The sequence below is a fragment of the Paraburkholderia sp. EG287B genome (assembly GCF_040965595.1).
Classification (GTDB): domain Bacteria; phylum Pseudomonadota; class Gammaproteobacteria; order Burkholderiales; family Burkholderiaceae; genus Paraburkholderia.
Window position 1 is genome coordinate 1 of record NZ_JBFRCG010000015.1, and the last position, 14,375, is coordinate 14,375.

11 protein-coding genes are annotated in these 14,375 nt (G+C 63.4%); 9 read left to right on the forward strand and 2 right to left on the reverse strand.

The window, feature by feature from the left end:
- Nucleotides 1-511: 511 nt before the first annotated feature.
- Nucleotides 512-2,836, forward strand: a complete 2,325-nt coding sequence (locus AB4Y40_RS26700) for a beta-glucosidase (RefSeq protein WP_368690375.1) — start codon at nt 512-514, stop codon at nt 2,834-2,836.
- 331 nt (nt 2,837-3,167) lie between these two features.
- Here the strand turns inward: AB4Y40_RS26700 and AB4Y40_RS26705 are convergent, their stop codons facing one another.
- Nucleotides 3,168-3,605: a GNAT family N-acetyltransferase gene (locus AB4Y40_RS26705; RefSeq protein WP_368690376.1), complete on the reverse strand. Its 438-nt coding sequence runs from the start codon at nt 3,603-3,605 to the stop codon at nt 3,168-3,170.
- A gap of 384 nt (nt 3,606-3,989) precedes the next feature.
- On the opposite strand from AB4Y40_RS26705, the gene AB4Y40_RS26710 reads away from it, so the two are divergent.
- The 4 genes from AB4Y40_RS26710 (at nt 3,990) to AB4Y40_RS26725 (ending at nt 7,222) form a co-directional block, all read left to right on the forward strand.
- Nucleotides 3,990-4,811 (forward strand): ATP-binding cassette domain-containing protein, encoded by an 822-nt coding sequence (locus AB4Y40_RS26710; RefSeq protein ID WP_368690377.1) that lies wholly within the window; start codon nt 3,990-3,992, stop codon nt 4,809-4,811.
- The gene (locus tag AB4Y40_RS26715; protein ID WP_324159124.1) at nt 4,808-5,848 is read left to right on the forward strand and encodes an ABC transporter permease; all 1,041 of its coding nucleotides are present in this window, start codon (nt 4,808-4,810) and stop codon (nt 5,846-5,848) included. The genes AB4Y40_RS26710 and AB4Y40_RS26715 overlap by 4 nt, the downstream gene beginning before the upstream one ends.
- Nucleotides 5,849-5,877: 29 nt before the next feature.
- Nucleotides 5,878-6,882 (forward strand): substrate-binding domain-containing protein, encoded by a 1,005-nt coding sequence (locus AB4Y40_RS26720; protein ID WP_368690378.1) that lies wholly within the window; start codon nt 5,878-5,880, stop codon nt 6,880-6,882.
- A gap of 145 nt (nt 6,883-7,027) precedes the next feature.
- Nucleotides 7,028-7,222 (forward strand): hypothetical protein, encoded by a 195-nt coding sequence (locus tag AB4Y40_RS26725; protein WP_368690379.1) that lies wholly within the window; start codon nt 7,028-7,030, stop codon nt 7,220-7,222.
- 55 nt (nt 7,223-7,277) lie between these two features.
- On the opposite strand, the gene AB4Y40_RS26730 is transcribed toward AB4Y40_RS26725, so the two are convergent.
- Nucleotides 7,278-9,245: a potassium transporter Kup gene (locus AB4Y40_RS26730; RefSeq protein WP_368690380.1), complete on the reverse strand. Its 1,968-nt coding sequence runs from the start codon at nt 9,243-9,245 to the stop codon at nt 7,278-7,280.
- A gap of 434 nt (nt 9,246-9,679) precedes the next feature.
- Between AB4Y40_RS26730 and AB4Y40_RS26735 the strand changes: the two genes are divergently transcribed.
- Genes AB4Y40_RS26735 through kdpC form a run of 4 tightly spaced genes read left to right on the forward strand, consistent with a single transcriptional unit; the run spans nt 9,680 to nt 14,329 of the window.
- A complete protein-coding gene (locus AB4Y40_RS26735; protein ID WP_368690381.1) occupies nt 9,680-9,775 on the forward strand; it encodes a potassium-transporting ATPase subunit F in 96 nt (31 codons plus the stop codon).
- Nucleotides 9,772-11,580, forward strand: a complete 1,809-nt coding sequence (gene kdpA, locus AB4Y40_RS26740) for a potassium-transporting ATPase subunit KdpA (protein ID WP_368690382.1) — start codon at nt 9,772-9,774, stop codon at nt 11,578-11,580. The genes AB4Y40_RS26735 and kdpA overlap by 4 nt, the downstream gene beginning before the upstream one ends.
- A gap of 13 nt (nt 11,581-11,593) precedes the next feature.
- On the forward strand, nt 11,594-13,744 hold the full coding sequence (kdpB, locus tag AB4Y40_RS26745; protein WP_368690383.1) for a potassium-transporting ATPase subunit KdpB: 2,151 nt from the start codon (nt 11,594-11,596) through the stop codon (nt 13,742-13,744).
- 3 nt (nt 13,745-13,747) lie between these two features.
- Entirely contained in the window at nt 13,748-14,329 is a 582-nt protein-coding gene (kdpC, locus tag AB4Y40_RS26750) for a potassium-transporting ATPase subunit KdpC (protein ID WP_368690384.1), read from the forward strand.
- Nucleotides 14,330-14,375: the final 46 nt, after the last annotated feature.

The window sequence follows — 14,375 nt, forward strand, 5'->3', positions numbered from 1 at the left end:
TTCCATCAGGGCCAGCGGATCATCTTGATCCGCACCACAGGCCGGATATAAGTCTGCAGCCTCGTCCTATCAGTCACACATCGAATATCACCTGGCAAACCGGGAGGCGTCCATATAAGACACCATGGAACGGAGAAACGTCGCCTCGGCTAACCGCTGGTAGCTGGTGACTTTAGCATTCTTGCTGCAATCCTCAAACGGCCCGATGGGGCCGGATATCGAATCCGCATGAACCGCTGCCCGGGCGCCGTGAGCCGGTTCGAAGACTCGTAAACTGCCTGCAAGGTAGCGACGAAATGGCAGACGGCGCAGGGCTAAGGCAAACCCTGATGCCGCGACGCCAGGTTAAGTTCCGCGACGGCACGATAAGCGCAAACGTTTCGCCGGGTGCTATCGTCATCTCGCTACGTAGGGTAATTCAACATAAAACTAGAAGAAAAATGTAGTCCGATTACGGTCCCGCAATCCTGCGGGTCATCGCTCATGCAATCGGCAAAACAGGAGAGACACCGTGAGGAATGCGAAGCAAATAGCGGTTGCGGTCGCCGGCGCATTGTGTGCCGGCTCTGTGGCGTATGCGGATCAAGCCGCCACCGGCAACACATGGGGCGCCAGCCCATTTTCGATTGTGGCCCAGTTCTTTTCCCATGATTCGGGTGCGTCACAGCCGGCCTTCGACTGGAAAGCGAAGGGCGACCAGGCCGACAGGCGCGCGGCAGTGCTGGTCTCGCAACTGACGCTCGACGAAAAGATCCAGCTGGTGCACGGGACGGGCATTCCCACCGTCGGACTCGGTGGCCCGTTTCCTTCGTGGGTGCAGGGCGCCGGTTATATCCCCGGCGTCAGCCGTCTGGGCATTCCGCCGTTGGCCACTGCGGATTCGGCGGGCGGCGTGAACGTGCAGAACGCGCATACCACGGCCTTTCCCGCGCCGATCGGGCTCGCCTCGAGCTGGGACGTGGCGCTCGCGGGGGCCTACGGGGCGCGTATTGCCCGTGAGCTGCGCGTGCTCGGCTACGCGGAAGGACTCGGTGGCGGCGTCAATCTCGCACGTGAACCGCGCGATGGCCGCACGTTCGAGTACATGGGCGAAGACCCCGTTCTGAGCGGCACGATGAGCGCCGCGCGCACCATGGGAACGCAGTCGCAGAACGTGATCGCCACGGTGAAGCACTACGCGATGAACGACCAGGAAACCAACCGGATGACGAGCAATTCGGTGGTCGACGAAAGGACGATGCGGGAAACGGAGCTGCTCGCCTTCGAGATTGCCGTGCGCGAGGGGCATCCCGGCAACGTGATGTGCTCGTACAACCTGATCAACGGCGTGTATGCGTGCCAGAACCCGGAACTCCTCACGACCATCCTGAAGCAGGAGTGGGGCTTCAAGGGCAAAGTCCAGTCGGACTGGACGGCCAACCACACGACTGTCGCCTCCGCGATGGCGGGTCTGGATGAAGAGCAGCCAGGCGATCTCGGCACGGCAGGGGCGGGCTTCGGCATTCAGTCGTATTTCAGCAGCGCGCTGAAGGCCGCGGTCCAGGCCGGTACCGTTCCGGTCGCCCGCCTCAATGACATGGTCTTTCGCAAGCTGCGCACCATGATTGCCCTTGGCGTCATGGACAACCCGCCCACCCCTGGCGGCTCGGTCGACCAGACGGCAGGCAACCGTGATGCTCTCGCGGTGGCGCACGAGTCGATCGTTCTACTGAAGAATGGCGCGCCTTCCGGCAGCAACCAGCCGGTCCTTCCGCTCGCCGCTGGCGGCCTGCACTCGATCGTCGTGATCGGCGGCCATGCCGATGTCGGCGTGATGTCCGGAGGCGGGTCGGGAGGCGTGCCCGCGGCAGACGGCAATGCGGTGTCGGGATGCCAGTCCGGCAACCCGCTGCTGTCGAGTTGCGCGACCTGGTACAAGTCCTCGCCGTACAACGCGATCAAGGCCAAGGCGTCTCAGGCCACGGTGACGTACTTCGACGGCACGAACGCCTCCGCCGCCGCTAGCGCGGCCGCCAGCGCCGATGTCGCGATCGTGTTCGCCACGCAATGGGAAAGCGAGGGCACGGATCTGGCGAACCTGTCCTTGCCGGACAACAAGGCGGACCCGAGCAATCAGCTTTACGACCAGAATGCGCTGATCAACGCGGTGGCTGCGAAGGCCAAGCGGGTCATCGTCGTGCTGGAGAACGGCAGTCCCGTCACGATGCCGTGGCTCGGCAGCGTTCACGGCGTCGTGGAAGCGTGGTATCCCGGTGTGCAGGGCGGCCAGGCGATCGCGGACATCCTGTTCGGCGACGTGAATCCGTCCGCGAAGCTGCCGATCACGTTCCCGCGCCAGGAAGCCGATCTGCCGCAGCCGACCATCGACCCCAACAACCTGAACGTCGTCTATAGCGAAGGACTCCTGATGGGATACCGCTGGTACGATGCGAAAAACATCGATCCACTGTTCCCGTTTGGCTATGGTCTTTCCTATACGACGTTCTCGTACTCGGGGCTCAGGACGCATACCGATCAGGGCGGCAACGTGATCGCCACGTTCACCGTCGCCAACACGGGCTCGCGTGCCGGCGCCGAAGTCGCCCAGGTGTACGCCACGCTGCCGCCGGGTCTGGGCGAGCCGCCGCAGCGCCTGGTGGGATGGACGAAGATCGCCTTGCGGCCCGGGCAGTCCCAGCAGGTGAGCGTCGTCATCCCGGCGCGGCGCCTCGCGACGTGGAACGTCACGAAGCACGCGTGGCAGGTGCATGGCGGAAGCTACGAGATTCGCGCCGCGTCGTCGTCGCGTGATACGAACGCGTTGTCGGCACGCGTTGTCGTTGGCGATATGCACTGAGGTCGCTGCGGCCTGGGCGCAGCGCGCGCCCAGGCCTTGCGGACGAGCCGGGACACCCAGCAGCCGGGACACCCAGCATCCAGACAAAATCGGCAGATGCAATAATGTGCCGGCCTGCGGCACTGCCGATGCGCTGCGGGCTCCTTCATGTGCGATGATCGCCGCGGGCGAGTTGACGCCGGCGGCCGTGGCGCGAGGCTACGCGCGGGTTCAAACCTTGATGCGCGAAATGGCCGATGGCGCTACACGAGGCTGGTGCGCCTTGGCTTCGAGCCGGCTCAGGCGAAGCAACTTGCGGCGCTGCATACGCGCAATTTCATGTAGCGGCGGGTTACGGCCGCCTCATCAGCAACGACGTGTCAGTCGCATCGATCACCTGGAACCCAAAGCGCTGGTAAAGGGTGATTGCCCGATTGCCTTTCAGCACGCTGAGTTTGACAGGGACACGAGCGTCGTCGGCCCGACGCAGAAAATCACCGAGCAGCTGGGCCGCGATACCGCGACCCTGATGTTCGGGCAGGATCTGGATTTGTACGATGGTCCATTCATCCGGGTCGCGAAAGAACTTGAAGAGTCCGAGTCTTTCCGATCCGCAACAGATGACATTCGCGTCGTCGTAGCGATAGCGTAGACGCGCCCAATGCGCTTCCTCGTCGGTCGATTCGCCGGCACGTTCCAGATGCCCGGTCATCGTTGCCCTGCGTAACTCGAACAGAAATGGTTCGTCGGCGGGCGTCGCTGCGCGCAGCGTGAATTCAGGTTGATTCATACGTGGCGATGGAAACTGGCATTGACGGGCCCGGTGATTGTTGACCATCTCAAGGGCGTTGTCGACCTCGATGCCGTGGTGGCTCGTGCTGTCGTGCCTCCTGCACGAGCCACCGCGTCAGGTCATACGCGCGAAGTTTGCTATCAACCGTGGACGTGCCCGGGTCTCTTACATTCCGTTGTCCGGATGCCCGGGACTAGTAATTTCCCGATGAAACAAGCGGTCTCGCGAGGCTATTCTTGAACTAGACTTTGACTGTTAGTCTTACTATATTCCAGAGACTTTTCTATGTAAGTTGATGCGGCGATCGATAAGCAAAGGGGAAAGTTTTATGGCTATCGTCGTACACAACATCCCTGCAGGTCATTCGCGCTGGAGCGTAGCGTGACGGCGAGCGATGCCGCGCGCGCTGCGAGCGACTGGCGGCATATCGTGCGCGCGCAGGGCATCAGCCTGTCCTACGGCAAGATCCGCGCGCTTTCCGGCATCGACCTCGCCATTGGCCGCAACGAGATCGTCGGCCTGATCGGCGATAACGGCGCGGGTAAATCCACGCTCATCAAGGTGCTGACCGGGGTCGTGCGGCCGAGCTCGGGCAAGCTGTTCATCCGCGACGAAGAGGTCGACTGGAGCCGCTTTTCCGTGCGCGAGGCGCACCGGTTGCGCTTCGAGACGGTCTATCAGGAGAAATCGCTCGGCGAGAAGCAGCCGCTGTGGCGTAATTTCTTTGTCGGGCGGCAGATCACCAACCGCTTCGGTTTTATCAATGTCGCCGAAGAACGGCGCATCGCCAACGATATTCTCAAGCAACAGCTCGGTTTTCGCGGCGTGGGGATCGACGCGGATTCGTTGATCGCGAAACTTTCCGGCGGCGAGCGCCAGGGCATCGCGATCGGACGCGCGATGCATTTCGACAGCGATCTGATCATTCTCGATGAACCCACGGTGGCGCTTGCCATCAGCGAGGTGCGCAAGGTTCTCGACTTCGTGCGCTCCATTAAGGAGTCCGGCCGCGCCTGCATCTACATCGAACATAACCTCGCCCATGTGCATGAGCTCGCCGATCGACTGGTCGTGCTCGATCGCGGCCGGATCGTCGCGGATATCAAATCCGGTGAGATGAGCCTCGAGGATCTCACGCGGTTCCTGATTTCGCTTCAGCAGAGCGGGCACGGACCGGCGCCGGTTGCGGGGACAAGGACGTGAGCGATCCGATCAAGGAAAAGCGGCCGGTGCGCCCGGTAGGTTTGCGCCTGCCGGGTTTCGCCCGCATGGAGGGCTTGCCGAGCCTGGTCGTATTTGCGCTGGTGGTCGGCCTGTTCATGGCGACCGCGCCACGCGTCTTTCTGGGCTGGCCAATCTACTTCTCCTTCCTGACCACCGTGCCGCCTCTCGCGGTGTTGGCGATCGGGCTGACGCTGGTGATCGCGGCAGGGGAGATCGACCTGTCGTTCCCCTCGGTGATGGCCTTCTCGGGCTTCCTGTTCGCCTGGTGCGTGAACACCACGGGATCCGCCTGGCTGGCCATTATTGCGGCGTTGGCGGGCGGTGCGCTGGTCGGCGTGGTGAACGGGGTGCTGGTCGCGGTGGTCGGCATGCCGTCCATCATCGTGACGATCGGCACGCAGTTCCTGTGGGCCGGTGTGGCGTCGATCCTTTCCGGCGGGCTCTCCTATGCGCTGCAGCAACTCGCCAGCGGGTCAGCGTACGCGGTATTCACGGGCACGCTGTTCGGTCTGATCCCGATGCAGGCGCTCTGGGCGCTCGGCCTCGCCGTGTTCATGTGGTTCATCCTCAATCGCCACCGTTTCGGCGAGCACGTGCTGTTCATCGGAGACAACCGCAACGTGGCGAAGGTCGTGGGCATCAACGTGCTGCGCGAGACGGTGAAGCTGTTCACGCTGATGGGGGTGCTGGCCGGCTTCGCCACGGTCCTGCTCACGCTCGAGAATCTGAACTACTTCTCGACCCAGGGGCAAGGCTATCTGCTGCCGGCGCTAGCCGGTGTGTTCATCGGCGGAACCTCGGTGTTCGGCGGCACGGCGACGATCGTGGGCACCTTCTTCGGCACCTTCGTGATTGGCATGCTGGAGGCCGGCATCGTTGCGACCGGTATCGCCGGCTTCTGGGTCCAGGCGATCGAAGGGGTGGTGTTCATCGTCGCCGTGATCCTGCATCTGTTGGTCGAGAATCCCGCCAGGCTGCGCGCGTTGCGCGAAAGACTCAGGCTTGGGCGGCGCTAAAGCCGTTAAATCAGGAGATAGGAGCGGAAATGAACAAGATCATGACTGGGTTTCTCCTGGGGGCGGGCGTGCTTGCGTTCGGCCTCTCGCCGAACGCTGGTGCCACCGATCCGACCACGTCAGGCCAGCTCGGCGCCGGTATGACGATGTATATGCAGATGGGCGGAAACCCCGGCGACGGCGCCACGCTGCCGCGTCAGACCGGGGCGGCGGATGCGGGGCATGCCTTCGGCATCAAGGTGATCGAGCAGTTCTCGGCCTGGAGCCCGGAGACGATGCTTGCGCAGTTTCGCCAGGCGATGGCGGCGAAGCCGACCTGTATCGGCATCATGGGCCACCCGGGCGATCCGGCCTTCGCCCCGCTGATCAAGCAGGCGGTGGATCAGGGCATCATCGTGACCGTCGGCAATACGCCGCTGCCCGACAACCAGAAGCTCTACGACGCGAAGGGCTTCGGCTACGCCGGCGTCGAACTCTACGTGGGCGGCCAGATCACCGCACAGGCCATGCTCAGCGCCGGGCTCAAGAAGGGCGACGAGGCGCTCGAATACGGTGTCTTCAACGAGAGCGTGCGTAGCCAGTCCGACCGCGGACTTGCCGAGACGCTGGAGAAGGCCGGCGTGAAGGTGACCCGGCTCAATATCTCGCCGCAGGTGGATTCCGATTCATCGCTCGCCGTGCCGATCCTGGTCGCCTTTATCCAGGCGCACCCTGGTCTGAAGGCGATCGGCACCCAGCACGGCGGCGTGACCGGGTTCATTCCGCAAGCGCTCCAGCAGGCTGGCAAGAAGCCGGGACAAGTCATCGTGGGCGGCATCGATCTGGCGCCTGCCACGATTTCCGGGCTGCAGAGCAAATTCATCACCGCGACGCTCGATCAACAGCTTTATCTGCAGGGTTTTCTGCCGGTCACGCAGTGCGTGCTCTCGGCGGCCTATCACTTCGCGGGACTGACCATCAACACCGGCGCAGGTGTGCAGACGCCCGCGACGATCGACTCGCTCATTCCGCTCATCAAGCGCGGGATTCGCTAAGGACGCGTGATGCGAGATGGAGTGGCCCGGATGCCGTCGTCATATCGAACCGATCTGGCGCAGGTATCCCGGCCTTCCGCGCCTTTCATGAGCCGATCAGCGCGTCGTCGATCGCGGCGCATCTCGGCTGCAACGCGGCCGGTCAGTGGTCGTGCTCAAGGGCGCTGCACACAAGCGCGAAATCGATCCGGACTGGACGGGAGCGCTCTACCGGCCCCTGGCTGAAGCGGCCGATGCAACGCCGCGCCACGGTGCCACCTTGATCGCCATTCCTTACTTCGCCTGGCATCACCGCGAAAGCGGACCGATGAAGGTCTGGCTGAACTACCGTGGGGAGTGAAGCTGGCGAAGCGCGTAACGACCCTTCGCGACCGTAAGCGAGGACAGGCTTTCGTTCACTCGAGGTCGAGCCTCGCCCCCATCTCGACGACACGGTTGGGCGGCACCTTCAGGTGGTTGGTCGCATCGAGTTCATTTTTGCGCAGCAGAATAAAGACGCTCAGCAGCAAACGGCGCGCGGGATTGAGATTCCTGGATACCGTGAGCGACTCGCGCCCGAGGTAAAACGACGTAGTCATCGGGTCGTAAGCCTCTCGTCCGGCTTTCTGCAACGCTTGCTTGAGCAGCTCAGGAACATCGAGCGACTCCATATAGCCGTAACGACCCACGACGCGAATGAAGCCTTGATCGAAGCATTGCACATCGAAGCGGTCGTCCTGCGATACGCGCGGAATTTCCTCGGTCAGCAAGGTCAGCAGGATCACCTGCCGGTGCAGGACCTGATTGTGCTTCAGGTGATGCAGCAGCGTCGTGGGCACCGAGTCACCGGCGGCCATCAGAAACACGGCCGTGCCCGTCACCCTGTATGGCGCGTCCTGCGCGAGACTGGCGATGAAGACGTCGAGCGGCAAGCCCGAATCCCCCCGTGAACGGCGCATCGTCCGCAGCCCGACGAGCCAGGACGTCGAGACCAGAAACGTCAGGCCGCCGATGGCCAGCGGCAGCCAGCCGCCATCCGCAAATTTCATCGCGTTGGCGGCGACGAACGATGCATCCACCACCATGAAAACGCCGGCGACGAGTGCGACACGCCACACCGGCCACTTCCATCGCACGTGCGCGAACGCCGCGAACAGCAAGGTGGTAATCGCCATGGTGGTGGACACCGCAATGCCAAAAGCGGCCGCAAGACTGTCCGATGAGCGGAAGAGCAGCACCACGCCAATGGTGCCGGCCATGAGAAGCCAGTTCAGGCCGGGCAGGTAGATCTGTCCGGCCGTGCTCGATGAAGTGTGCCTGACCGTCACGCGAGGCGAGAGACCGAGTTGTCCCGCTTGTCGCGTGAGTGAAAACACTGCGGAGATCAGGGCCTGCGACGCGACGATGGTGGCGAGCGTCGCCAGCACCACCATGGGATACAGCCCCCACGTGGGGACGGTCGTATAGAAGGGCCGCGCCGCTGCGCCGGGATCGCGCAGCAAAAGTGCGCCCTGTCCAAGATAGCTGGCAGTCAGGGCAGGCAGTGCCAAGCCGTACCAGGCCAGACGTATCGGCCTGGCGCCGAAGTGCCCCATGTCGGCATACAGCGCTTCGCCGCCGGTCAGGCACAGCACCACGGCTCCCAGCGCGAGAAAGCCCCGGAAGCCGTTGTGCATGAAGAACGTGATGCCGTTGATCGGGTTGAACGCCGCGAGAATGGCGGGCGTGCCCGCAATGGACGCGACGCCGAGGATAAAGATCACGACAAACCAGATGGCCAGTATCGGCCCGAACGCCACACCGACGCGGCCCGACCCGAGTGGCTGAACGGCGAACAGCGCCACGAGGATCACCACCGTGACCGGCACGACGTAGTGCGAGAAGGCCGGCGTGGCGACCTCGATGCCCTCGACCGCGCTCAGCACGGATATCGCGGGCGTGATGACGCCGTCGCCATACAGCATGGCCGTGCCGAACATCGCGAGGAACACCCAGCGCAGGGCGGCCCGCCGCATTTCGCGTCCGGTCCGCTCTCCCACCAGCAGCGCGAGGAGTGCCAGCAAGCCGCCTTCGCCATGGTTGTCGGCCTGCATCAGAACGAGAACGTACTTGACGCTCACCATCAGGATGAGGGACCACAGAAAGAGCGAGACGATCCCCACCACGTTTTCCGGTGTCGCGGCCACGCCGCGCGCGCCATTGAAAGCTTCCTGCAATGCGTAGAGCGGACTCGTACCGAGGTCGCCGAAAACGATACCGAGCGCGGCGAGCGCCAGCGATGCCATTGCGGTGGCGCCGCCCGCGGACGGCGGCGCATGAGGATGACTCGCGTTTGTCCCGCGCGGGTCAGCCGGATCGACGCTGGCATTGGTCGGGTTCGACATGTTGGCTAAGGTCGTGTGGTTCGGGTCGCTGCAATTCGCAGACGTCGGTGCGCGGATTTTGCATCAGTTTTATGACGCCGTCGTTCGTAGCGTAGGTCACACGAGAAAGATTTTGCAGGCGATCCAGTCATGTCGAGACCCGGGGCCGATGAATTAAACAGCTTACGCAATGGAACCCGGTGACGCGACGGACACGGATGTGCCGACGACCGCCTTTTTCCATGGCTTCGATATTTACACCTTTTTTATTCGCGGTTTCCTAGTCTTGACAAGGCCAGTAGAAGGGGCCGACTTCACGTCGTGATTTCCGATCGTTTGCGGAGCATCGATATGGACCTGATCTACATCGCCGGCATTGTGGTCTTCCTCGGGCTCAGTGTCGCGCTTGTCATGGGTTGCGAGAAGCTTTACGGGCATGCACCGGGAGGCCGGCCATGACCGCATGGATGATCTGGCTCGCCGGCGCCGCGACGCTGCTCCTGCTCGTGTACCTCGTGTACGCGCTATTGCGCGCGGAGGAACTCGAATGAATACCTACAACCTGCTCCACGTCGTGCTTTTCATCGTAGTCCTGACGGCTGTCTCCATTCCGCTCGGCCACTACATGACCTCGGTGCTCGACGGCTCATCGGTCGTCGTGCGCAAGATCGGGCGGCCTGTCGAGCATTCGCTGTATCGGCTTGCGGGCGTGGACCCCGATGCCGAAATGACATGGAAGCAGTACGCGTTCGCGGTGCTGCTGTTCAATGCGCTCGGTGCCCTGGCGGTATATGGCTTTCTGCGCCTGCAGCAATGGTTGCCGGCGAACCCGCAGGGCTTCGGTCCCATGACGCCCGATGGCGCCTTCAATACGGCCATCAGCTTCATCACCAACACGAACTGGCAGAACTATACGCCGGAAAGCACGGTCAGCTATCTCACGCAGATGACGGCGCTCGCCGTGCAGAACTTCCTTTCCGCAGCGACCGGCATTGCCGTGGCCGTCGCGCTGATCCGGGGGTTTGCGCGCCACACGACAAAGACGATCGGCAATTTCTGGGTCGACCTGACGCGCTCCACGCTGTACATCCTCATGCCGATCGCGTTCGTCATCGCGCTGGTGCTCGTGAGTCAGGGGGCGATCCAGAACTTCAAGGCGTATGTGGACGTGCCGACGCTGCAGGTCACGACCTACCAGGTGCCGAAGACCGATGCGCAGGGCAATCCGGTCAAGGATGCCAAGGGCAACCCCGTGATGCAGGACATGAAGGCCGACAAGCAGACCATTGCGATGGGCCCGCTGGCATCGCAGGAAGCGATCAAGATGCTCGGCACCAATGGCGGCGGATTCTTCAATGCCAATTCCGCGCATCCGTACGAGAACCCAACGCCTCTGTCGAATTTCGTCCAGATGATCGCCATGCTGTGCATCGGCGCCGCGCTGTGCATCGTCTTCGGCCGGATGGTCGGCGACAACCGGCAAGGCTATGCCGTGCTTGCGGCCATGACCATCGCGTTTGCGGTCGGCTGCTGGGGCGAGATCTCGGCGGAGCAGGCCGGCAATCCGCTGTTCGCCTCGCTGCGCGTCGACCAGATGAGATCGGCGCTGCAGACCGGCGGCAACATGGAAGGCAAGGAAGTGCGATTCGGCATTGCCGATTCCGGCATCTTTACGGTCGCCACCACGTCGGCGTCGTGTGGGGCGGTGATCAATGCACACGATTCGCTCACGCCGATGGGCGGCTTCGTGCCGATCCTGATGATGCAGCTGGGCGAGGTCGTCTACGGCGGAGTAGGTTCGGGGCTGTACGGGATGCTGGTCTTTGCGCTGCTTGCGGTGTTCATCGCCGGGTTGATGATCGGTCGCACACCTGAGTACATCGGCAAGAAGATCGAATCTTACGAGATGAAGATGGTATCGATTGCGGTCCTCATCATGCCGATGATCGTGCTCGTCGGCACGTCGATCGGCGTGCTGTCTCCGCTCGGCACCGCGGGCATTGCCAATCCCGGCCCGCACGGCTTCTCCGAAATTCTCTACGCGTTTACCTCGGCCACGAACAACAACGGCAGCGCATTTGCGGGGCTCTCCGTCAATACGCCGTTCTATAACGTGCTGCTGGCCATCGCCATGTGGTTTGGCCGGTTCGTGCCGGCGGTCGCGGTGCTCGCCGTCGCGGGCTCGCTCGCCGAAAAGAAGCGCATTGCGGTGACAGAAGGGACCTTGCCCACGCACGGCCCGCTGTTCGTTGTGCTGCTGCTGGGGGCCGTGCTCCTGATCGGCGCGCTGACGTTCGTGCCCGCGCTTGCGCTCGGACCCGTTGCCGAGCATCTGTCGATGATTGCCGGTCACTGAGTACGAGGAAAGCATGTCTACGCCCACTCAACCGCCTGCCCATCGTCCCGACAATCTTGGCCAGGCACGCACGGCCGCACGCTCGATGTTCGACCCGGTGCTCGTGAAGCCCGCCATCGCCGAGTCGTTCAGGAAGCTCAAGCCCCGTACGCAGTTGCGCAATCCCGTGATGTTTTGCGTGTACGTGGGCAGCATCCTGACGACGATCCTCTGGTTCGCCGCGCTCGCCGGCCAGGCCGAGGCGCCGGCGGGCTTCATCCTCGCCATTGCGCTGTGGCTGTGGTTTACCGTGCTGTTCGCCAATTTTGCGGAAGCGCTCGCCGAAGGCCGCTCCAAGGCACAGGCAGCGTCGCTGCGCAGCGCGAAGCACAACGTGATGGCGAAAAAGCTCAACGACCCGCATCCGAAATCGCCCGTCACGGTGATGGCCTCCACCGATCTGCGCAAAGGCGATGTCGTGCTGATCGAAACGGGCGACACGATTCCGGCCGACGGCGAAGTCATCGAGGGCGTCGCGTCCGTTGACGAATCGGCCATTACCGGCGAATCCGCGCCCGTGATCCGCGAATCGGGCGGCGACTTTTCGTCGGTGACGGGCGGCACGCGCGTGCTTTCGGACTGGATCGTGGTGCGGGTTTCGGTCAATCCCGGCGAGGCTTTCCTCGACCGGATGATCGCGATGGTCGAAGGAGCCAAACGGCAGAAGACCCCGAACGAGATCGCGCTGACGATCCTGCTGGTGGCGTTGACACTCGTGCTGCTGTTCGCCACGGCGACCTTGTTGCCGTTCTCGATCTTCTCCGTGGCAGCCGCACAGGCGGGCCATGTCGTGACCATCACGGCCCTCGTGGCCCTGCTGGTGTGCCTGATTCCCACCACCATCGGCGGGCTGCTCTCCGCGATTGGCGTGGCGGGTATGAGCCGCATGATGCAGGCCAACGTGATTGCAACGTCGGGGCGCGCGGTCGAGGCGGCGGGCGACGTCGACGTGCTGCTGCTGGACAAGACAGGCACCATCACGCTGGGCAACCGGCAGGCATCGACCTTTGTGCCGGCGCCCGGCGTCTCGGAGCAGGACCTCGCCGACGCGGCGCAACTGGCGTCGCTCGCCGACGAAACGCCGGAGGGCCGCAGCATCGTCGTGCTCGCCAAGCAGCGCTTCAATATCCGCGAGCGCGACATGAGCGCGCTGCACGCCACGTTTCTCGGCTTCACGGCGCAGACGCGGATGAGCGGGGTCGACCTGCCGGAGCGCGAGATCCGCAAGGGCGCGTCGGATGCGGTGAAGCTGTATGTCGAGTCCCATGGCGGCCGCTATCCGGGAGAGGTCAACAACGCGGTGACGGATGTCGCGCGACGCGGGAGTACGCCGCTGGTGGTCGCCGAAAAACCCGGTGGTCACGGCACGGGCGAAGGGGGGCCGGCGCGCGTGCTCGGCGTGATCGAGCTGAAGGACATCGTGAAGGGCGGCATCAAGGAGCGCTTTGCCGAACTGCGCAAGATGGGCATCCGCACGGTCATGATCACCGGTGACAACCGGCTCACGGCCGCGGCCATTGCCGCCGAAGCCGGTGTCGACGACTTCCTCGCCGAAGCGACGCCGGAAGCCAAGCTCAAGATGATCCGCACGCATCAGTCGGCCGGGCGCCTCGTCGCGATGACGGGCGACGGCACCAACGATGCGCCCGCGCTCGCACAGGCCGACGTCGCAGTGGCGATGAACAGCGGCACGCAGGCGGCGAAGGAAGCGGGCAACATGGTCGATCTTGATTCGAACCCGACGAAGCTGATCGAGATCGTCGAGATCGGCAAGCAGATGCTGATGACTCGCGGCTCGCTGACGACGTTCTCGATCGCGAACGACGTCGCGAAGTATTTCGCGATCATTCCGGCGGCCTTCGCCTCGACTTATCCGAAGCTGCGCGTGCTGGACGTGATGCACCTGACGTCCCCGTCGTCGGCCATCTTGTCTGCGGTGATCTTCAACGCGCTGATCATCGTCGCGCTCATTCCGCTTGCGCTCAAGGGCGTGAAGTATCGCGCGCTCGGCGCCGCTTCTGTTTTGCGCCGGAACCTGCTGATCTACGGGCTTGGCGGCATCCTGTTGCCGTTTCCGTTCATCAAGCTGATCGATGTCGTGCTTACCGCATTTGGATGGGTGTGAACCATGAACAATTCCGTGCGCCCCGTGCTGGTGTTGTTTGTGTTGCTGACGGTGATCACGGGCGGCATCTACCCGCTCGTGGTGACGGCGGTGTCCCAGGCCGTGTTTTCGCATGACGCGAACGGCAGCCTGATCGAAAGGAACGGCAAACCGGTCGGCTCGACATTGATCGGCCAGCAGTTCGACGCACCGTACTATTTCTGGGGCCGCGTCTCGGCCACGACGCCGAATCCCTATAACGCGCAGAATTCCGGCGGCTCGAACCTCGGACCGACGAATCCGGCCCTTGCCGACGAAGTGAAGGGGCGCCTGGCGGCGCTGCACGACGCCGATCCGTCGAACACGGCGCCACCGCCGGTCGATCTCGTGACGTCGTCAGGCAGCGGGCTGGACCCCGACATCACGCCGGCCGCGGCGGCGTATCAGGCCGCGCGCGTGGCGAAAGCGCGTGGACTGCCGCTCGACCAGGTCGACGGACTGATCGCGCAGCACACGTCTGGCCGGCAGTTCGGCCTGTTCGGGGAGCCACGCGTCAATGTGCTGGCGCTGAATCTCGCGCTCGACGAGATCAAGCCGATGCATTGAGGTTTTGCAGGCGCGGCGTGACCTGGCCAACGCCCGCCCCGACAGC

What these genes read in the sequence shown, in the direction of transcription:
- AB4Y40_RS26705 (WP_368690376.1), bottom strand. Translation starts at nt 3,605, where the DNA reads ATGAATCAACCTGAATTCACGCTGCGCGCAGCGACGCCCGCCGACGAA.
- AB4Y40_RS26720 (WP_368690378.1), top strand. Translation starts at nt 5,878, where the DNA reads ATGAACAAGATCATGACTGGGTTTCTCCTGGGGGCGGGCGTGCTTGCG.
- AB4Y40_RS26730 (WP_368690380.1), bottom strand. Translation starts at nt 9,245, where the DNA reads ATGTCGAACCCGACCAATGCCAGCGTCGATCCGGCTGACCCGCGCGGG.
- AB4Y40_RS26735 (WP_368690381.1), top strand. Translation starts at nt 9,680, where the DNA reads ATGACCGCATGGATGATCTGGCTCGCCGGCGCCGCGACGCTGCTCCTG.
- kdpA (WP_368690382.1), top strand. Translation starts at nt 9,772, where the DNA reads ATGAATACCTACAACCTGCTCCACGTCGTGCTTTTCATCGTAGTCCTG.
- kdpB (WP_368690383.1), top strand. Translation starts at nt 11,594, where the DNA reads ATGTCTACGCCCACTCAACCGCCTGCCCATCGTCCCGACAATCTTGGC.
- kdpC (WP_368690384.1), top strand. Translation starts at nt 13,748, where the DNA reads ATGAACAATTCCGTGCGCCCCGTGCTGGTGTTGTTTGTGTTGCTGACG.